The organism is Brevibacillus parabrevis (genome assembly GCF_022701015.1).
Classification (GTDB): Bacteria; Bacillota; Bacilli; order Brevibacillales; family Brevibacillaceae; genus Brevibacillus; species Brevibacillus parabrevis.
On sequence record NZ_CP064090.1, the window covers coordinates 4403548 to 4422742 of the forward strand.

The 19195-nt window shown below is 52.9% G+C and carries 16 protein-coding genes; all 16 read right to left on the bottom strand.

What is annotated here, in order from left to right; genetic code table 11:
* Positions 1 to 251 precede the first annotated feature (251 nt).
* Positions 252 to 2063, bottom strand: coding sequence for an oligoendopeptidase F (pepF, locus tag IRJ17_RS19975; protein WP_242771728.1), 1812 nt, complete (start codon positions 2061 to 2063; stop codon positions 252 to 254).
* 150 nt (positions 2064 to 2213) lie between these two features.
* Complete coding sequence (locus IRJ17_RS19980) at positions 2214 to 3500, bottom strand: UDP-glucose dehydrogenase family protein (protein WP_122963535.1); 1287 nt, start codon at positions 3498 to 3500, stop codon at positions 2214 to 2216.
* 12 nt (positions 3501 to 3512) lie between these two features.
* A complete protein-coding gene (locus IRJ17_RS19985; RefSeq protein ID WP_173595823.1) occupies positions 3513 to 4586 on the bottom strand; it encodes a glycosyltransferase in 1074 nt (357 codons plus the stop codon).
* A gap of 25 nt (positions 4587 to 4611) precedes the next feature.
* Positions 4612 to 5562, bottom strand: coding sequence for an NAD-dependent epimerase/dehydratase family protein (locus IRJ17_RS19990; RefSeq protein WP_242771730.1), 951 nt, complete (start codon positions 5560 to 5562; stop codon positions 4612 to 4614).
* Entirely contained in the window at positions 5559 to 6362 is an 804-nt protein-coding gene (locus IRJ17_RS19995; RefSeq protein ID WP_063226999.1) for a glycosyltransferase family 2 protein, read from the bottom strand. The genes IRJ17_RS19990 and IRJ17_RS19995 overlap by 4 nt, the downstream gene beginning before the upstream one ends.
* Positions 6359 to 7405 carry a glucose-1-phosphate thymidylyltransferase gene (locus IRJ17_RS20000; protein WP_122963655.1) on the bottom strand — a complete coding sequence of 349 codons (1047 nt, stop codon included), beginning with the start codon at positions 7403 to 7405 and terminating at the stop codon, positions 6359 to 6361. The genes IRJ17_RS19995 and IRJ17_RS20000 overlap by 4 nt, the downstream gene beginning before the upstream one ends.
* A gap of 123 nt (positions 7406 to 7528) precedes the next feature.
* Complete coding sequence (locus IRJ17_RS20005) at positions 7529 to 8707, bottom strand: glycosyltransferase family 4 protein (protein WP_122963538.1); 1179 nt, start codon at positions 8705 to 8707, stop codon at positions 7529 to 7531.
* Positions 8688 to 9110, bottom strand: a complete 423-nt coding sequence (locus IRJ17_RS20010; protein WP_122963539.1) for a hypothetical protein — start codon at positions 9108 to 9110, stop codon at positions 8688 to 8690. The genes IRJ17_RS20005 and IRJ17_RS20010 overlap by 20 nt, the downstream gene beginning before the upstream one ends.
* A 111-nt stretch (positions 9111 to 9221) precedes the next feature.
* Positions 9222 to 9905, bottom strand: a complete 684-nt coding sequence (locus IRJ17_RS20015) for a DnaD domain-containing protein (protein WP_063226996.1) — start codon at positions 9903 to 9905, stop codon at positions 9222 to 9224.
* A 111-nt stretch (positions 9906 to 10016) separates the two neighbouring features.
* Positions 10017 to 11306, bottom strand: coding sequence for an asparagine--tRNA ligase (gene asnS / locus IRJ17_RS20020; protein ID WP_122963540.1), 1290 nt, complete (start codon positions 11304 to 11306; stop codon positions 10017 to 10019).
* A 192-nt stretch (positions 11307 to 11498) separates the two neighbouring features.
* Positions 11499 to 13916 carry a WIAG-tail domain gene (locus tag IRJ17_RS20025; protein ID WP_229049901.1) on the bottom strand — a complete coding sequence of 806 codons (2418 nt, stop codon included), beginning with the start codon at positions 13914 to 13916 and terminating at the stop codon, positions 11499 to 11501.
* 176 nt (positions 13917 to 14092) lie between these two features.
* Complete coding sequence (locus IRJ17_RS20030; protein ID WP_122963542.1) at positions 14093 to 15607, bottom strand: AAA family ATPase; 1515 nt, start codon at positions 15605 to 15607, stop codon at positions 14093 to 14095.
* Positions 15600 to 16127 (bottom strand): hypothetical protein, encoded by a 528-nt coding sequence (locus IRJ17_RS20035; protein WP_122963543.1) that lies wholly within the window; start codon positions 16125 to 16127, stop codon positions 15600 to 15602. The genes IRJ17_RS20030 and IRJ17_RS20035 overlap by 8 nt, the downstream gene beginning before the upstream one ends.
* A 171-nt stretch (positions 16128 to 16298) precedes the next feature.
* Positions 16299 to 16778, bottom strand: a complete 480-nt coding sequence (locus IRJ17_RS20040) for a cell wall elongation regulator TseB-like domain-containing protein (RefSeq protein ID WP_122963544.1) — start codon at positions 16776 to 16778, stop codon at positions 16299 to 16301.
* 30 nt (positions 16779 to 16808) lie between these two features.
* A complete protein-coding gene (locus tag IRJ17_RS20045; protein WP_122963545.1) occupies positions 16809 to 17504 on the bottom strand; it encodes a hypothetical protein in 696 nt (231 codons plus the stop codon).
* Between the two features lie 377 nt (positions 17505 to 17881).
* Positions 17882 to 19186 carry an amidohydrolase gene (locus IRJ17_RS20050; RefSeq protein ID WP_063226990.1) on the bottom strand — a complete coding sequence of 435 codons (1305 nt, stop codon included), beginning with the start codon at positions 19184 to 19186 and terminating at the stop codon, positions 17882 to 17884.
* Positions 19187 to 19195: the final 9 nt, after the last annotated feature.

Genomic DNA, 19195 nt, shown 5'->3' on the forward strand with positions numbered 1-19195 from the left:
TGATTCCTCCAAATTTTCACAATCTGTTCCCCTTGCGTAATTGTGCCAGTTTTTACCTTCGCTGCAAAACAGTCAGCGGTTGGAATTTCGTCTCCGTCCCAAGGCGGAGGAGGACATAATCCCTACCAGTTTCATAAGTATATACGAACAACATAGAAGACCGTTACCGTTTTTTGGGCTTTCAGCAGAAAAAATCTAAAACAGGAAAAAGCAGCCAAGTAGAATTACTTGACTGCTTTTTTAGCATCGCTTTACTTCTCGTTTAAGAGCTGCTCCATTTCGTCCAGCAACTCTTTGAAAACACTCAACGCTTCTGCAACCGGGGCGGGAGAGGTCATGTCGACGCCCGCCTTTTTCAGCAGGTTGAGCGGATAGTCGGAGCTGCCGCCCTTGAGGAACTCCAAGTAGCGGTCAACAGCTGGCTGTCCTTCCTCCAAAATCTGCTTGGACAAGGAAGTCGCCGCCGAGAAGCCCGTGGCGTACTTGTAGACATAAAAATTGCGATAGAAGTGAGGAATGCGCGCCCACTCCAAATCTACTTCTTTATCTACAACCATGTCTGGTCCATGGTAAGCGACGTTCAGCTCACGGTAGATCGCACTGAGCGAGTCGGCTGTCAGCGGTTCGCCCTGCTCTTCTTTGGCATGGACGATTTTCTCAAACTCGGCGAACATCGTCTGACGGAAAACCGTGCCGCGGAATTGCTCCAGATAGTAGTTGATCAGGTACAGACGCTGCTTCTTGTCTGTCGTGGTCTTGAGCAGGTGGTGCATCAGCAGGGCTTCGTTGAGCGTGGAAGCTACTTCCGCCACGAAAATCTTGTAATCGGCATACGTGTATGGCTGGGCCTGATTGGAGTGGTAGCTGTGCAGGGCATGCCCCATTTCGTGGGCCAGCGTAAACATGTTGTTCACGTTGTCCTGGTAGTTCATGAGCACGTACGGATGGGTCGTGAATGCTCCCCATGAGTACGCCCCGCTCGTCTTGCCTTCGTTTTCATGCACGTCGATCCAGCCGTTGGAGAAGCCTTCCGCCAGCACGCGACCGTACTCCTCGCCCAGCGGATGGAGCGCCTCCTTGATCGTTGCGACCGCCTGATCGTACGGGATTTTCATGTCTACCTCGGGCACGATCGGCACGTACAAATCGTACATGTGCAGCTCGTCGACCCCGAGCAGTTTTTTGCGCAGCGCGATGTATTTGTGCATCAGCGGCAAGTGCTCGTGAATCGTCGAAATCAGGTTGTCGTACACAGACAAGTCCACGTTGTCCGCGAACAGGGCCGCATACAAGGCGGACGGATATTTGCGCGTCCGGGCGTAAAACACATCGCCCTTGATCGCCGAGGTCAGCGATGCGGCAATCGTATTGCGAAACTTGCCGTACGTGGTGTACAGCGCTTCAAAAGCTTCCTTGCGCACGCGTCTGTCCTTGCTCTCCATGAACTGCGTGTAGCGACCTTTTGTCAGCTCGACTTCTTCGCCGTTTTCGTCCGTAATCATCGGGAACTTCATGTCGGCGTTGTTCAGCATGCCAAAAATTTTCGAAGGAGCCGAAGCCAGTTCGCTCATGTTCGCCAGGAGCGCCTCTTCCTCCGAGGAAAGCGTATGCGGCTTGAAGCGCGTAATCTCGTCCAGCAAAATCCGGTAGTGCGCCAGACCTTCTGTTTCGTTGATCCACGCTTCCAGCTTATCCGTCGGGATGGTCAAAATCTCCGGCTGTATGTAAGCGAGCGCACCGTATACTTGCGTGCTCAGGCTGGTAGCACGATCAGTCAGTCCCTGGTACGTGCTGTTTGCGTTATCCTCGTCACGGCGCATGCGAGCGTAGACGTACACCGTATCGAGCGTCTTCGTCAGCTCGTCCTGAAGCGTCAATGCTGCGAGCAGCTGCTCCCCGGACTGGGCCAGCGTCCCTTTCAAGGCAGCCACTTGCTCGGTGAGTTGTTTCGCCTTTTGCACATCTTTTTCCCAATCCGCGTCGGTTGGGTAAATATCCTCCAACCGCCATTTGTATTCAGCGGGGACGTCACTGCGTTTTGGCAGTGTTTTGCTTTTGTTCACCGTGATCACTCCCTCGTAATTTGCGCTAGATGGTCAAATCATCCATATGTGACTATCCTACCGTATTATGCCAACTTGTTCAAATCATTAGCCTGCACTTGCGCCAAGTTGCCAGCCAAAAGAAAAAAGCTGAGCTTTCCCAAGGAAAAGTCAGCTTTTTCCTACCCCGATATACGTAAAGCCTGCTTGCTTGACGGTCTGGGCAGGCCAGGCGTTGCGTCCGTCGAGCAGCACGGGCTGAGCCATGCTCTGGCGGATTCGCTCCCAATCTAGCTGCACGCACTCTTTCCACTCGGTGACCAAAAGCGCAGCATCGGCGCCCGCTAACGCTTCTTCGGCTGTCTTCGTATAGGTCACATTCGGAAAAGATTGCTTCACAGCGTCTTCGGCAACCGGATCATAGGCAAAGACGGCAGCTCCCTGCTCTGTCAGCTCATGCAAAATGGAAAGAGACGGAGCCTCCCGGATGTCGTCCGTATCCGGTTTGAACGCCAGCCCCAGTACGGCAATCCGTTTGCCGCGACAATCCGGCACGAGCTTTTGCAACTGCTGCAAAAACCACACGGGCTGTGTGGCGTTGACCTCCCGTACTTTTTCCAGAATCGAAAGCGAGATGCCGTTCTGGGCTGCCAGTTGCAGCAAAGCGATCGTGTCTTTCGGAAAACAGGAGCCGCCGTAGCCGACACCCGCCCGCAAAAATTCCGGGCCAATCCTGCTGTCGAGCCCCATCCCGTGCGCGATCGTGGCGATATCTGTACCCAGTGCCGTGCTCAGTCTCGCCAGCTCATTCATGAACGAGATGCGTGTCGCCAAAAAGGCGTTGGAAGCGTACTTGATCAGCTCCGCATTCGCCCTGGTCGTCACCACGCGCGGGGCATTCACGCCTTTGTACAGTTGTTCCATCACTTCCCCCGTCGACGGATCGCTCACGCCGATGACAATTCGCGAAGGCTCGATGGCATCCAGCAAGGCGCTCCCTTCCCGCAAAAACTCCGGGTTGGACGCGACAGACAGTTCCTGGCAGCCGTCGAGCAGGTCGGCCACTTTGTCTCCGGTCCCTACTGGCACCGTACTTTTGATCACCACAACCCGTTTTTGCAAAGCTGAGTTGTGCACTTCTTTGATCGCTGCTACCGCGCTGTACAAGTAAGTCAAATCAGCGGTTCCGTCATCCGCTTCGGGAGTCCCTACGCAGACGAAAAAAACATCCGCGTCTTTCGCTTCCGACAGCTGCGTGGAAAAAGCCAGGGTACCTGCTGCAAGCACTTGTCGCAGCGCTTCCTCCAATCCCGGCTCATAGATCGGAGAGATGCCTTGCCGCAATTTGACAATCTTCGCTTCGACAAGATCAATCCCGATCACATGATGGCCGTTCATGGCAAGGGAAACGGCAGTCGTCAAACCTACATAGCCGGTACCGATCACGGCAACTTTCATTGCTTCACCTCATCATTTTTTCATCACGCGCAAATACAGTTCTTCCAGCTTCAGTCGCTGTTTGGAAACATCGTGGTTTTTCTCCACCTTCATCCTGGCTCGGGCGGTCATTTCCGGCCACTCGTGCTCGGAGGCGAGGACATGGTTGATCATTCTGCCGAGCTTCGCAGGCGAACGCTCCGGCACGAGATAGCCCGACTCTCCGTGCTCGATCAGCTCGGGAATCCCGGAATGGTAGGTGGAAACAACCGGGCGGCCGGAAGCCATCGCTTCCATCAGCACGTTCGGAATCCCTTCCTGGTCGCCGTTGCGAGCCGTTTTGCAGGCGATGACAAACAAGTGGCATCTCGCCAGTTCGCGCTGCACGTCCTGATGCGGCAAGGCTCCCTTGAGCACGACTTGCTTGCCCAGCTTGTATTTTTTGATCATGCGCCGCAGTTTTTTCTTTTCGTCGCCATCCCCGACGATGATCAGCTTGGCTCGCGGATGCTTTTCGTGCACTTGCACAAACGCCTTGATCAATGTGTCCATGCCTTTCTTCTCCGTCAGGCGGCCGACGCTGAGCAGGCGATACTCGCCGTTCTGAACAGGCTGCGGTGGCAGCATCGGGAATTTGCGCAAGTCGATCCCCGAGCGAATCAGTGTGATTTTGTCACCCGAACAGCCCAGGCGGATCAGACGCTTTTTCATATGGTTGCTGACGACCGTAAACGCCTTGCCCTTTTTGAACAGGCGCTTGAGCGAACGACGATAGCCCGGATTTTCCCGTACGCGCTTGGTCGCATCGAAGCCGTGAAAAGAAGTGATCAGCGGCAACCCCGCTTTTCGCGCGTAGGGAAGAAGCTCCAGGCCAGCGGGACCAAAGCGGGCATGCAAGCATTTGATTTTTTTGCGCTTCATCCACCCGGAGAGTCCTGCCATGGAATTTCGCACATAGACAGGCGCATACGGGAACTGTTTGCGATTGAACGGCCGCTGCCTGGTCAAGACGACAGGTTTGACTCTCTGATGTCCGAGCAGCTGCTCGTAGATGAAGGTTTCACTTCTGGGCAGAAATTTTCTCCGATAGACGAGGACCCGATGCATGCAACTGGCCTCCTATTTTCGAGTTTTAGCTCCTCGGTTGGAAACGCATATCCGCCAACTGTCGGCGCAGCCCTTCTTCCAGGGAAACTTGCGGACGATAGCCCAACCGTTGCTCGGCAAGCCGTATATCTGCGCAAGTCCGCTGCGAATCACCGGCCGGACCAGGCTGGAACCGGATGTTGGGCGTCGTGTTCAAGAGCGTGCCCATGATGGTAAGGACATCGATCAGCTTGATTTCGCGGTTGCCGCCTACATTGAAAATCTCGCCGGGCGCAGCGTGGCGGCCAGCGAGTATGTTCGCCTCTACTGCATCGGTTACGTAGGTGAAGTCCCGCGATTGCTGGCCATCTCCATAAATGACGACAGGATCTCCCTTCATCATCTGCCGGAAAAAGCGGTGAAACGCCATATCCGGCCGCTGCCTCGGGCCGTATACGGTAAAGTAGCGCAACATCGTAATCGGCAAACCGAACGCTTTCACATAGACGGAACAAACCTGCTCCATCGCTTCCTTCGTCACCCCATAAGGCGATACGGGACGCAGCGGAGCGGATTCGTCCGTCAGCGTCCCTTGCATCGTTCCGTATACAGATGAGGAGGAAGAGACTACGATGACAGGCGGTTTCGGTCTTTGCAGGCATGCCTCCAGCAGCAGTTGGGTCGCCAAAATATTGTGGCTGACGTACTCGGAGAATGCCTTGCCCCAGCTGTTCCGCACGCCGGGCAGCGCAGCCAGGTGATAGACGACATCGACTTGGTCCAACCAATCGTTCCAACGCTCTGCCTGCAACATGGTTGAATGAAAAGTAAAGGCGGGATGGCTTCCGATCTCAGCGAGATTGCGAAGCTTGGCAGCAACGTCGTAGTTGTCGACGAAGCCATCGATGCCGATCACTGTCACCCCGTCATTTAGCAAGCGCTGAGTCAAATGTGACCCGATAAAACCAGCACAACCGGTGACAAGCGCTTTTGTCATCGCTTCCGCCGCCTCACTTTCTTCAACCTTTTGATCACGAGATATCCGTCCTTGTAGCCGTAGACAGCTTTGTACTTTTTGCCCCAACGCTTGAGGTAGTATTTGAACGTCTTTTTGCGCAAATGATTCCGTCTGCGCTTCATTTTATTGTCGGTCAGCTGCCCTCTGTGTTTCGTCCGGTTGTACAGCTTCTTGTTAATAAAGCGGACGCGGTATTTTTCGATCAGCCGCAAAATGATGCGGCGATCTTCCATGATGCGGCCTTCGTATTTGTCAGAGGTGTCCCAGCCCCCTACTTCGTGAAGCGCTTCGACCCGGTAGCAGCGCGGCGCGACCATCCAGCGATTGTATTTCAAAAATTGGTATTTGTTGCGAAAATGCTTGTGCTTGACGAGAAACGGATTGTAATACTTCCCGCGCCGCACGCGCCAAATTTTCACGTTCCCGTAGTAAAGCGCGGTGCTTTTCTTGCTTTTGCGAATGTACCTTTTGATGACCGCCAGCGTCCGTTTGGGCAGCCAATCGTCCGAATCCAGCTGCAACAAGTACGGAGTATCAACCATCGACAAAGCCTGATTCATCACTTTGCCGATGCCTGAGTTTTTCTCCATCCGGTAGTACATGATGTTGGGATGGTACAAATACTTTTCGACCTTTTTGCGCGTCTTGTCAGTCGATGCATCATCGATAATCAGCAGCTTCCAGTCTTTTGACGTCTGCTTCAAGACGCTGTTGATTGCTTTGCGGATGAACTTGGCACGATTGTACGTCGGGATGACCACAGTAAAAGTTGGGTTCATGTGTCCTCCCTCTTCACAGCTGGAATGCGAATCGATGACTTGTCGCTCAAAATAAAGACCCCGCTCGTATCCGTTGACTGCCCGACCAGATGGGAGGAACGCCCGAATACACTGTCCGTAATGCTCCAAGCGACATCCATAAGCGAACTGTTTTCCAACATAATACTATTTTCGATATGGGCGCAATTTTGCAGATGTACCCCGTTTTGGATCGATACGTACGGTCCCAATCGGCAGTTTTCGATATGACAGCCCTCGCCGATCAACACAGGCCCGACGATCTCGCAATTTGTGACGATTGACCCTTCGCCAACCCGATGAGTGTTGCCCAAATCTTTTGCCAGCATCCAGCGGTTGGCCTCCAGCCAACGGTCAATCGTTCCGACATCTGAATACTTGCCGCTTGTAAGGGCGTGCGCGATATGGAAACCGCGGTCAATCATGGACTGGATCGCATCCGTGATCTCGTATTCACCACGGGCGGATGGCTGTAGTGTAGCAATCGACTCAAAAATGGGTGGGGTAAACAGGTATGCGCCAATGACAGCCAGATTACTCTTCGGCTGGCGGGGTTTTTCCTCGACCGAGACCAGACGCCCTTCCTGTACTTCGGCAATCCCATAATCCTGTGGTCTCTCCACTTCACTTAGCATCACAGCACCGTCTGAATTATCACTGGTAAACGCACGCATGAGCCCGTGCAGCGAATCCATCAACAAGTTGTCACCAAGTAACAAAATAAACGGTTCGTCTTGCAAGAACGGTTGCGCTAAATGGACAGCATGTGCGATTCCAAGCGGCACCTCCTGCTCGATAAAAGTAATGGTAGCCCCAAATTGACTACCATTGCCCACCAAAGGAGGAATCTGCACTTGGGAAGGGTGTATGACAATTCCGATCTCTTGCACACCCACTTCACGCAGTTTGCTGATGCAGTAGTGTAATACCGGATGATTGGCCACAGGGAGGAGGGTTTTTGGTTGCGAATAGGAGAACGGGTGCAGTCGCGTACCACGTCCAGCACACAAGATTAACCCTTTCACAAGTATCACTCCCCAGTTGTGCTCTGCGATACTTATAAGGTATGCGTCTCGTGATATCTGGACAGGGCAGACGTCCATTCTCCTTGAAGAAAGGGCATAAACCTAGCGATGCCCGAAAAAAAGTTATCCGGTTTTGAGGAGCGGAAGCTTTTCTTTTTGGCGCTTTCCGACTGCATTCTCAAAGACTCGCAGGTAGCCTTGCGCCGTCGCGTACCAGGAAAACTGCTTGGCACGCAGCAGCGCCTGTTTCCCCATTTCCGTCCGAACATAGGGCGCGCTCCACAAAAGCTCCCAAACCGCTGGCAATTCTTTTTCCCAATCTTTGGGAGGAATCAAGAAGCCGCTGCCCTGATGGGTGACAACCTCTTTGATCCCGCCGCGCGTCGTGGAAATCACTGGCTTGCTCGAAGCCATCGCCTCCAGATTGACGCGGCAAAATGCCTCTTTCCAAATCGACGGAGTCGCTACCACATCGCCAATCTGATAGTAGAGCGGCATTTGGGCACTGGGGACAAAATTGACGAAGCGGACTTTGTCGCCGAGCGGCTTCGCCAGCCTTTTCAGTTCCCGCACGTACGGATTCAGGCGATTGCTGCCGTAGCCTGTGCCTCCGACGATGACCAGACGGGCGCGTGGGTCTTGCTTGCTGACCTGGTGAAACGCTTTGATCAGAATATGGACGCCTTTGCCGCGCATCAGCCTGCCCGCGTAAAAAAGCACGCGGTCATCCGGCGACAAACCGACTTGCTTGCGCAGCTTTTTGATCGTGTAATGCAGCTTTGCCACCTGATAAGGCGACACATCTACCCCGAGATGAACCGCATGAATTTTTTCCGCGGGAATTTTGCATGACTTGATAAAATGCTGCCGCAAAAATTCGCTGTTCGTAATAAAGCCGGACGCCAGGCGAACGACACGCTTCATTTTTTCCTTGCTGATCATGCCTGGCGATCCGTACACATGGGAATGCATATTGACAAAGACCGGAATCTTCGGAAAATGCCTCTTGAGCTGGAGCACGTAAATCGGCCGATTTTCCACCAAAATGACATCCGGCTTGTGCTTGCGGATATGCTTGATGATCTTTCGCAAATAAGGACCTGGGCCATCGTAGGAAAAACGGATGAACTCGCGGTTTTCCTCTACCGTCGACTTGGGGTAAGTCGCGCAGCGCCGGGTGTAAATCGTCACTTTGTGCTCGGGATCGATCATTTTGGTCACTTCGTCGATATCGTGCTCCACCGAGCTTCCTTTGACGGGTGGTACGGAAAATGGCCCCGGGCTAATTATGGCGATGTTCATTCCGCTCGCTCTCCCACTCCTTTTTCAAGGACAGAACCACCTGATACAGATGTTGTCTCTCTTTGGACTGTTCCTCCTCTGCCTTTTTCCAGCGTTTTTCCCATGCCGCAAGCGATTCCTTCAGTGCTGCCACTTCCTGCTCCAGCTTTTCCAGCTGTTCGCTCGTCGCCACGTCGGTTTCTCGCATAATAATTTCGAATGTAGGCTCAAGCACCAGTTGTTTTTCCTCATCCGGCTTTTCGTCTGCCGGCTGTTTTGGAACTTGCTCGATCACGGCCTCCTGGGCTTTTTCCACGGGTTTCACAATCGAGATGCGCTCCACCGCTTCATCGACGACAAAATGCCCCGAAAAAACGCCTGGTGTTACCCAGTGGGGCAAATCCCCTTTTTTCCGCTTTTCCATAAGCCTTCCCTCCTGCAACGTGCTTCTACGTAATATGCTATGACAAACGCGGAAAATGGGTACGTGTACAAAGGAGACAGACAATAGAAAAAACCGCTTTGATTGGTAGCATCAAAGCGGCTGTCGATAATCTTTGGACTGATTTTGGCGGCGAAAATTCAAACTGTACAAGCGGGCTTGCTCTACCGTGGTAATTTGCTGCTTTTGCCACTCCAAAAGGATTCTGTCGATGTAGCGAATATGAAGCTTGCCTACCGTTGCGGCCTCACGCAATGCTGTTAGGATCAGCTCTTCCTGGTAACCGTCCTGCTCTGTCCACATGTGGATACTCTCCAACTCAAAAGGAGACAAAGGTCGACCAAACGCCTGCTCAAAACGGGAATAAATCGCAACCGGCTCTGCATCCAATGTCGCAGCAGCCTCCATGAACGGCTCCATCATCCGCGGATCAGCTTGCTGCTCGCGCCAGGTCTGATACAGCTTTTTATACAAAGGAGTCAAATTGTACTGCTCATGGCGCATTCCCGTCTGCGGATCGATAAATTCGTCAATGCTGATCCAGTCTTCCTTCAGCAGCTTTTGCAGCGATTGGATCAATCTCATGCTGGACATGGACATGCGCTCCTCCAGCTCGGTCAAGGTCGGAAAGCGATTCCCTTCCTGCTGAAAAGAAAGCAGATGAATGAGCAGCATCATTTCGTCGTCTGCCAGAGACATTCGTTTGTACATCTTTAGAAGAAGGTTGGAGACGGATGTTGCACCTTCTTGCAACAATTGCAATATATGGGAATCCATAACGCATGTTCACCTCTGGGTTGGATTAACAAGGAAGTGCGTAAAACGCGCTGTCACACAATAGGAACACCCTGCTGCCCTCTCGCAACAGGGTGTATGAGAAACACGAACTTACGGATAGAGACGATAGAGCATACGCGGGAACGGAATCGTTTCACGCACGTGATCCAGACCGCAAATCCAGGCAACTGTCCGCTCAAGCCCCAGACCGAAGCCGGAGTGAGGAACGGTTCCGTATTTGCGCAGGTCCAAGTACCAGCGATACGCTTCCTCGGACAGCTCGTGCTCGGCAAACCGTTTTTCCAACAGCTCCGGATCGTCGATGCGCTGGCTGCCGCCGATGATTTCGCCATAGCCTTCCGGCGCGATCATGTCTGCGCACAGCACTACTTCCGGACGCTCAGGATGCGGCTTCATGTAGAATGCCTTGATCTCGGTCGGATAGTGCGTGATGAACACAGGCTTGTCGAAATGGTCCGCAATCAATGTCTCGTCTGGCGCTCCGAAATCGTCGCCCCACTTGATCTCGCTGCCTTTTTCCTGCAACAGCTTGATCGCATCGTCATACGTGATGCGCGGGAAAGAACCCGTTACGTTTTGCAGTTTGGTTGTATCGCGCTCCAGCGTTTTCAGTTCGCGCTGGCAGTTTTTCAGGACGGATTGCACCACATGGGACACAAAAGCTTCCTGAATGCGCAAGTTTTCCTCGTGATCGACGAAAGCCATCTCCGGCTCGATCATCCAAAACTCGATCAAGTGACGACGCGTTTTCGATTTCTCTGCACGGAAGGTCGGACCGAAGGAATAAACGCGACCCAATGCCATTGCGGCCGCTTCCATATAGAGCTGACCGGATTGGGACAAATACGCGTCTTCATCAAAATATTTGGTATGGAACAGGTTCGTTGTTCCTTCTGCTGAAGTCGGTGTCAGGATTGGCGGGTCTACTTTCACAAATCCGTTTTCATGGAAATACTCGTATACAGCGCGAATCACTTCGGAACGAATCGCCATAACCGCACGCTGGCGCGGAGTGCGCAGCCACAGGTGGCGATGATCCATCAGGAAGTCTACACCGTGCTCCTTCAGGGAGATCGGGTATTCCTGGGCGATCTGAATGATTTCAACGCCTGTTACCGTCAGTTCGTAACCGCTTGGTGCACGATCATCTGCGCGAACGACGCCGGTTATGTATAAAGAGCTTTCCTGAGTCAGTTGGGATGCATTTTCCCAAACGTTTTCCGCTACTTCTGCTTTCACTACTACGCCCTGAATGAAGCCGGACCCGTCGCGAAGCTGCAGAAATTGAATTTTCCCGCTGCTGCGCTTGTTGTACAGCCAGCATCCAATGCGTACTTCTTGTCCAACATGCTGCCCTACTTGGGCAATCGTCGTCAACATCGAATAATTCCCTCCATTTACCATGCCACACAACAGACTAAGTGTACCCAACAATTATACTATTGGGGGCAGGCAAATTCAATCAAAGACTCCCTTGAACGGATGGTTACCATAATATAATTATGTTAACAAAAAACGAGGAAGCCGACTGCACTTCCCGCCAACGGCCCCTCGCTTCTTGTTTCTCATTGCTCAGGAACGCAAATCGTCCTCATCACGAAATGTTTCATGCTCATCCGCTGCTTTTTCCTCGCCGGCATCTTCATCTGCTTCGTACTCGCCCTCTTCCCATTCTTCCCCCAAGTCGTCATCCTCTTGCTGCTCATGATGTAGGGCTGTCACCTCGTCATGCACCTGCTCGCCTTTTTCGCCAATGGCGATCCACTGCAAAACGCCGCTGTCTTCCTGCCCGGTTTCCTGACGAAAGACGGTAAGCACAGCCGAGGTGCGTTTGGTGTATTTGAGCGACACGGACACCCCGACCTGATTCGTCATCGCAACCAGGCAATAATGGACGTCTGCATAGGGCGTGGGCAAGCGGACCGTGACGTCTGCCGTCTGGCTTTGCGCCGGGATGCGGAATGGGACAAAGCCAAACTGCTGAAGCGTCGTGCCCAGCTGAACATTCGTCTCAACCGTTTGAAAAGCCAGCTTCTCCCGCGTAATCGACTTGTCTGCCAGATGCTCTGCCGTGACGGTTCTCGGCGCTATTTTCGCTCCGCTAACGGCATGATCGGCCAGCTTTTCTTCCGTTACCGTATTTGTTTGCAGGTGCTGACTTTCGATGGAGTTGACGGCAAGATGCTCGCCCGTGAGTGTTCCCTTGACGAGATGGTCACCGCTCAGGCTGCTCTTTTCCACATGTATGCCTGTAATCGCATGCATTTCGAGCTTGCTTCCGTCGACAGCGTGATCCGCCAGTTTTTCGCGTGTGACGCTATTCTCTTGCAGCTTTTCTTTGGAGATGGACTTGGGCTGGATATGTTCGTGCTGCACGGATTGATTGGCAAGATGCTGGGCGGTCACTGCTTTTTCGCCGATTTTTTCGCCAGTGACGGCTCCTTTGCCCAAGTGCCTTGTCTTGATGGCCTCTGTCGCCAGCTTGGGAGACGTAACCGCCGAATCGGCCAGTTTGTTTGCGGTAATGCTCAAATCCGTCACTTTGTCGGTCGAAACAGACTCGGGAGCGAGTTTTGACGTCGTCACTACATGATCGTGCAAATGCTGCGTCTGGATCGCATATTCCCGCAGATGACTGCTGCCGATGACGCGTTCACCGATATGCTGCTCCTCGATTGAGCGCCGCGCGATTTTCTCCGCACGAACAGCCCCGTCAGCCAAATGCCTGCTGTTGACGCTCTCCTCCACCAATTGCTGCTCGCCTACGCTGCGATTGGCCAATTTGTCGAGCGTGACGGCTTTGTCCGCCAGCTTGGCTGCCGTGACCTGTTGCTCCCCGATTTTTCTGGTCGTGACGAGTCCATCTTGAAGATGCGTCGTTTGAATGCTGCTTGCTTGCACGTGGACGCTTGCGATCGACTCTTTTGCCACTTTTTCCGAAGTGACGCTGGCGTGATCCAGATGTTCGGTGAGGACGGCGTAAGGACTGATTTTATCGCTTGTGACCGCTTCCGGCTGCAAATGCTGGCTGTAAATGGAATGAAAAGCGATGTGCTGATCCGTGACGCAGCCCGCCGAAAGATGCCCGCCGTCTACGCTGTTCTCCGCCAGATGATGATGCAAAATCGCTCCCTCGCGAATATGCTGGGACTCGATCGAATCCTCCTCCAGCTTGGTGGAAGTCACGGCCCCATCCCGGATTTTGTCGGTCGTGACCGCGCCGTCCTCCAGCTTGACGGAGTTGATCACATAGTTGGCGAGGTTGCGAGTCTGAATGCTGCCCATCTTGATTTTGTCCGATGTGACAGACTGATCTTGAAGCAGCTCATTCGTAATCGCCTGATCCTGGATGTGCTTCGTCTGGATCGCAGACTCTGCAAACTTCATGGAATCAATGGTCTTGTCAGCCAATTTGTCGGACGTAATGCTGTTGTTGACAAGCTTTTGCCCGGTAATGGAATGGTCCTGCACATTTTCGCTGGTGACCACATGTCGTCCCAGATGCTCTCCGAGGATCGCGTACGGAGCGATTTTGTTTGAAGTGACGCTTTTGTCTGCCAGCTTGTTGCTGTCGACGGCGTAGTCCTTCAACAGCGACGTATCAATCGTTCCCGGCTTGATTTTGGACGAATCGACAGCGCGGTTGGCGATTTTTTCCGTAGTGACAGACTGATCCGTCAAATCATCGGTATAAACAAACGATTGCACCCGGTCATCATTGCGATCTTTGATGATCTTGGAAAAAGTCGTCTGGTTGGACGACACACCCTGCTTGGGCATTTTCTGCAATGGTTGTTGTATCGGGCTTGTCGGTGCATGGGAGCTTGGCTTGGGGCTGTTGACAGCGGACTCCAGCAGTTCCAGCTCCAGATCAGCCATCCAATCCTGCTCCGATGTAGAAGATGTTTGCATAAGCGGAATTTCATGCAAGGTTTGCCTGAACGTTTTGGACAGACCTCTGCTCATTTTTTTTCGGTTCGCGTTTGCCATAGAGTCTCCTTGCCTCCTGATGTCATTCCCGGATCATTCTGTAAGATATTCAACCCTATAGGCATTTGGCACCGCAACGCAAAATTTGTTTCGCCCGTTCACAAGTTTTCCCCACGCAAAAAAACCTGCCAGGCCAACATCAGCTGCTGTCTAGCAGGTTTTTCGTCGCGATTTGATTACGATACAGCCGCTTCCTGTCTCGTTTGGGACAAGAGCGCCCTAAATTCATCTCCTTGCAGCACTTCTGCTTCCAGCAGCGTACCCAAACCAGTCTGGAACACCGCATCGTACTGGCGAAGCAAGCGGTGCGTCTCCTCCAGCAAACGGGACAAGAGTCGCTCTACCTCATCGTGAATCCTCGTTTTGTCTACGTATTGCAGGTGGACAATCCCGAGGTCCGACATCCCGCTGGACACGATTTCCTGAGACATGCCCAGCGCTTGCTCGAAGTCGTTTTTGGAGCCGGTACTGCGGCCGCCGTAGTAGATTTCCTCTGCTACTGCTCCGGCGAGGCTGACCATGATCTGTTTCTCCAAAGCGTCCCTTGTGTACAAATAGCGGTCTTCCATCGGATTTTGCCGAACGTAGCCGAGCGCTTTGCCGCGCGGGCTGAGCGTTACTTGCGAGACAGAACCCGGACGCACGACCTCACTGATGATCGCATGTCCCAATTCATGCAAGGCGACGCGCTTTTTCTCTTCCTCGGAAGCCTGGCGGTCGACTTTTTCTCCGAGCATGACCTTGTCTACGGCGTAAGCAAAATGCTTGGCCATGATCTTGTCGCTTTTGTCGCGCATGGCGTAAATCGCTGCCTCGTTTGCGACACTTTCCAACTGCGCGCCCGAGAAGCCGAACGTCTCCTGCGCCACCTTTTCCAACACCACATCCGCGCCCAGCGGCTTGTTTGCTGTATGGATGGTCAAAATCTGCTCGCGCGCAGGCTTGTCAGGCAAATCTACCGTAATGTGCCGGTCAAAACGTCCTGGTCGAAGCAACGCGGCATCCAGCATGTCTTTGCGGTTCGTTGCCGCCATGACCAAAATGCGCGGTTTCTCGCTCGTCGCTACGCCATCCATCTCGGTCAGCAGCTGGTTCAACGTTTGGTCGTACTCCCGTTGTTGCTGCCCATCCCTTTTTCCGCCGACAACATCAATCTCATCGATAAAAATAATCGCGCTGTCCTGTCCGTTTTTCTCGGCCATCGTCTTCGCCTCTTTAAACAGCTCACGGACACGCTGCGCTCCGACACCTACATACATCTCCACGAATTGCGAGCCGGAAGCCGCGACAAAGGCAGAGTTGGTGTAGTTCGCTGCCGCTTTTGCCATCAACGTCTTCCCGGTACCAGGAGGCCCGGTCAGCAGCACGCCTTTGATCGGACGAATGCCGTATTGCTCAATCTTGTCTTTGTAGACGAGAAAATCAAGCGATTCTTTCAGCTCTTTTTTGGCGCGTTCCTGACCGCCGATATCGGCAAACTGCACGTCCGACTTGGGAATCTCGTGCTTGTTCTGCTTCCGTTTGCCGCCGAGCGCCACATTGCCGCCCTGACCGTTTTGCTGACGGATGACGAGGAAATAAATCGCCCCCAGCACGGCGGCGAACAAAATAAACGGTGTGATATTCACGCCCAGAAACACAAGAAAAACGAGTATCGCAGGAACGACGCCGATCAGTACCTCTTTACCCACGAGCCGTCACCTCTTTTGCCTCGGAACGGGGAACAATCGTATAAAAGTCCTCCGTTCCTTTTTTCAAATAAACGTAGATGTTTGCGTCATCCATAAAAGCATCTGCCGCATCGAGCTTGTTCGTCTGTTTCCACTCCGCAATCAAGGCAGGAATGCGGCTGTATTGATGCAAATCCAGCGCTTCGGTGAAAATAAACTGGCCGCTTTTCCAAACCTGTGTCATGGCTTCCGACTGATTCGCTACCACGATAGCGACTTGCTTGTCGCCCGCAATATTTTTCGTTCGCGCAACCAGATCGCGATACTCCGCCGGAAATGCCTGCGGATTCGTCACTTTTACATCTATCTGAATTTTATCTTTGCCTACATGAAAATTACTGAGTGTAGCTGATTGCATCTGGCTGACTTCTGTACGGATCGGCTCTTCAATCTCCATCTTCTGATACAAGAACCATCCTCCAAACAGGAGAGCCAGTGTCGCCAGCAAGGACAACCCGATTGCACTTTTTTTCAACTGCACAGCTAGTCCCCCCATATCGCGTTCTCGTTTTCTCTCTTGTCAACGAACCCAGTATATCACATGAGTATATCAATTTTTTATACAGATGTTGGGTGGCATGCCAAACAGGCCTTTTCCAACAAGGAAAAGACCTGTCGCGAGCGTATATACCATCTGGGTCAAAACAAGCAATCAGGTAGGCGACAATACATAAGAAGCGAGCAGGGCGCCACTGAACAAGTCATAGTGCAAGTAATGATAGCGACCGTTTGCATCCTTCACGGTCACTTCCCAAAACTTCTTGTCCTTTTCAAGTCCGGGCACGATATGGGTAATCTCGGACTTCGGAAAAGCCTTGTTTACCGCATCCTCCACATTTTTGCGCGGAACGGCAAGATCCATGCGATCAAACGATACTTTGTCTGCGGTCATCCAGGCTACTACAGGCGTACCGGCTTTGTTCTTCCCGATCACCACGGCATAGCTTTCCGTACCGCGATATTCGTCGATGGATTCGATTTCGGCAATCGTCGTCCTCGTCTGCACCCACTCACGTACGGTCGCATCGAATTGCGTGCGCTCTCCTGCTACGGAAGCAGTCAAATGATAGGCGAATCCCGCGATTGTCAACAACAGCGCGGCGATTACTCCCACGATAATTCTCACTAACACGTTTTTGGTAACTCCTTTATGCGGTTGACATTACAATCGGAAACGAAGCTGGTCCTGTTTGATCCCCGCCACGGTTCTGATTTGCATTTCCAGCTCCAGTTGGCGAAGCGCGCCTGTGTCAGGCTCATACCAGAGCTGATATTCGATGTTGATCCCTTTGGCAAGCTCAGGGGTAATATCAGCGATCGGAAAGGACGGCCCGAGCCACATCGCCAACAAGGATGTCACTTTTTCCGGCGGCACCGTGAGACGATAACCGCTCCAGTCGCTTCCCGAAGTATCGGCGATCGTCTGCGGCTCGACCGATGACAGCACGCTTTGCAACAGGACAGCGTGTTCATACGGCGTAAACAGGGCGTAAGGGAGTGCTGCATGATCCTGAACTTGTCCGTCTATTGTTACGGTAACCGGCTGCTCCTGGTTACGGCTGATGGCCAGCTTGTGCCCGCCGATTTCTCCGTCCAGGCTGAATGTCTCATGCCGATAGCGGCCATTCAGCGCTTGGTCCTGCATGTAAACGAGAAACGAGCGCTCCTCTGACCGAGTCAGCTGTTCCAAAAGTTGCGGCACGGCATACGCCTCTCGTTTGCCAATCAAGCCCTGTTCATTCCCGGCATCGGCAGCTGAACGGTTCCACAAACCAAAAGAGCCGAGCGCCATCCCGAGGCCAAACAGGCCGAGAAAGATCGGGATCAGCCACCATAGCTGTTTGGGCCGGACGTACATCTGGCGTTCCCCCTGTCCCATTTTTGTCATAGCCTATGCTATACGGGAAGGTTTTAGAACGGCACGGAAAACTTGCTAATCATAGCTCGGGGCCAAGCGGTCATACTACTTATACACCCGCAAGGAGGTGAGCGCGTGAAGTCGCCGCAACAAAACGCATCTCCTGACATACTTGGGTTTTTGCTACAAGAATACCGCGTCTCCTGGGCTGGACTGTCTTCTCCCTTGCGTCAACTGTCGCACACACCCACACTGCATTTTCGCCATCATCCCCTGACAGAGCTGTGGCGAAAATGAGCACGGCACGATGTAATACCCAAATTCCCCTACCTACACCTACACTCCCTTACTCCTGTCCCACACCAGACAGGAGCCTTTTACCGTTTCAGCGCAGCGAATACGCGATTGGCTTCGTAGATGGCACGCTCTTCGTCGATGGTGAGCAGCTTGTGGTTGCGCATCAGGAACTTGCCCGCAACGATTGTGTCTTTGACATCACGGCCGTTTGCCGCATACACGACATGGGAAATCGGCTCATGGGCAGGATGGAAATGCGCCTGGTGGCTGTCGAGAACGATCAGGTCAGCCTTTTTGCCTACTTCAATGCTGCCGAGCGTATCAGCCTGGAACACACCGTCTGCCCCGTAGCGAGTAGCCATGCGCAGCGCCTCTTCAGCCGGAACGGCTACTGGGTCGTTGTTCACGCCTTTGTGCAAAATCGCTGCGAGCTTCAATTCTTCAAACAGGTTGAGGTTGTTGTTGCTCGCCGAGCTGTCTGTTCCGAGCGAAACGCTCACGCCTTTTGCCAGCATTTTCGGTACAGGTGCTACCCCGCTTGCCAGCTTCAGGTTGCTGACGACGTTATGGGAAACTTTCACTTGATATTTTGCCAAAATGTCAATCTCTTCATCCGTCAAATGCACGGCGTGGGCAACCAGCGTAGGGCGGTTAAACATGCCCAGCTTTTCCAGGTGAGCGACTGGACGCAAACCGTAATCTTTCTCGTTTTGCCCCACTTCCCATGCCGTTTCAGACATGTGGATATGCAGCGGCAAAGACAGCTCGTCCGCTTTTTCAATAATTTGGCTGATAAACTCAGGCGAGCACGTATACGGTGCATGCGGTGCCATCATTACGGTGATACGGCCATCCGCCTGGTTGTGCCATTCTTTGGCAAAAGCGGTCGCATCGCGCAGCTTGGTCTGTCTTTCTTCCTCGGAGCACAGACCGATCATGCCGCGGCACAGGCGGGCACGCATGCCGGATGCATCGACTGCCTTGGCTACTTCGTCCATATGATCGTACATATCGACGAATGTCGTGGTTCCGGTACGGATCATTTCAATCAGGGACAGTTGGGTTCCCCATTTGACAGAATCAGCGGTAAATTGCGCTTCCAGCGGCCACATTTTCTCTTCCAGCCATTGTTGCAACGGCAAATCGTCCGCATAGCCACGCAAAAGCGACATGCCCGCGTGTCCGTGTGTATTGATCAAACCAGGCAGGATGAAGTCGCCTTTTTGGTCGATGACTTCATCGTAGCCTGCATCGGAAAGGTCTTCAGGGGTAGGGCCTACATATGTGATTTTGTCGCCTTCGAACGCGACAGCTCCATCGTGGATAACCTCGTTTTGTTCATTTACCGTAATCACTGTTGCGTGGATGAGGATGGTCTTTTTCATGACTACACT

Excerpts from the sequence above, each read along its gene's own strand:
- IRJ17_RS19980 (WP_122963535.1), bottom strand. The coding sequence starts at position 3,500 with ATGAAAGTTGCCGTGATCGGTACCGGCTATGTAGGTTTGACGACTGCC.
- IRJ17_RS19985 (WP_173595823.1), bottom strand. The coding sequence starts at position 4,586 with ATGCATCGGGTCCTCGTCTATCGGAGAAAATTTCTGCCCAGAAGTGAA.
- IRJ17_RS19990 (WP_242771730.1), bottom strand. The coding sequence starts at position 5,562 with ATGACAAAAGCGCTTGTCACCGGTTGTGCTGGTTTTATCGGGTCACAT.
- IRJ17_RS19995 (WP_063226999.1), bottom strand. The coding sequence starts at position 6,362 with ATGAACCCAACTTTTACTGTGGTCATCCCGACGTACAATCGTGCCAAG.
- IRJ17_RS20005 (WP_122963538.1), bottom strand. The coding sequence starts at position 8,707 with ATGAACATCGCCATAATTAGCCCGGGGCCATTTTCCGTACCACCCGTC.
- IRJ17_RS20010 (WP_122963539.1), bottom strand. The coding sequence starts at position 9,110 with ATGGAAAAGCGGAAAAAAGGGGATTTGCCCCACTGGGTAACACCAGGC.
- IRJ17_RS20015 (WP_063226996.1), bottom strand. The coding sequence starts at position 9,905 with ATGGATTCCCATATATTGCAATTGTTGCAAGAAGGTGCAACATCCGTC.
- asnS (WP_122963540.1), bottom strand. The coding sequence starts at position 11,306 with ATGTTGACGACGATTGCCCAAGTAGGGCAGCATGTTGGACAAGAAGTA.
- IRJ17_RS20025 (WP_229049901.1), bottom strand. The coding sequence starts at position 13,916 with ATGGCAAACGCGAACCGAAAAAAAATGAGCAGAGGTCTGTCCAAAACG.
- IRJ17_RS20045 (WP_122963545.1), bottom strand. The coding sequence starts at position 17,504 with ATGTACGTCCGGCCCAAACAGCTATGGTGGCTGATCCCGATCTTTCTC.
- IRJ17_RS20050 (WP_063226990.1), bottom strand. The coding sequence starts at position 19,186 with ATGAAAAAGACCATCCTCATCCACGCAACAGTGATTACGGTAAATGAA.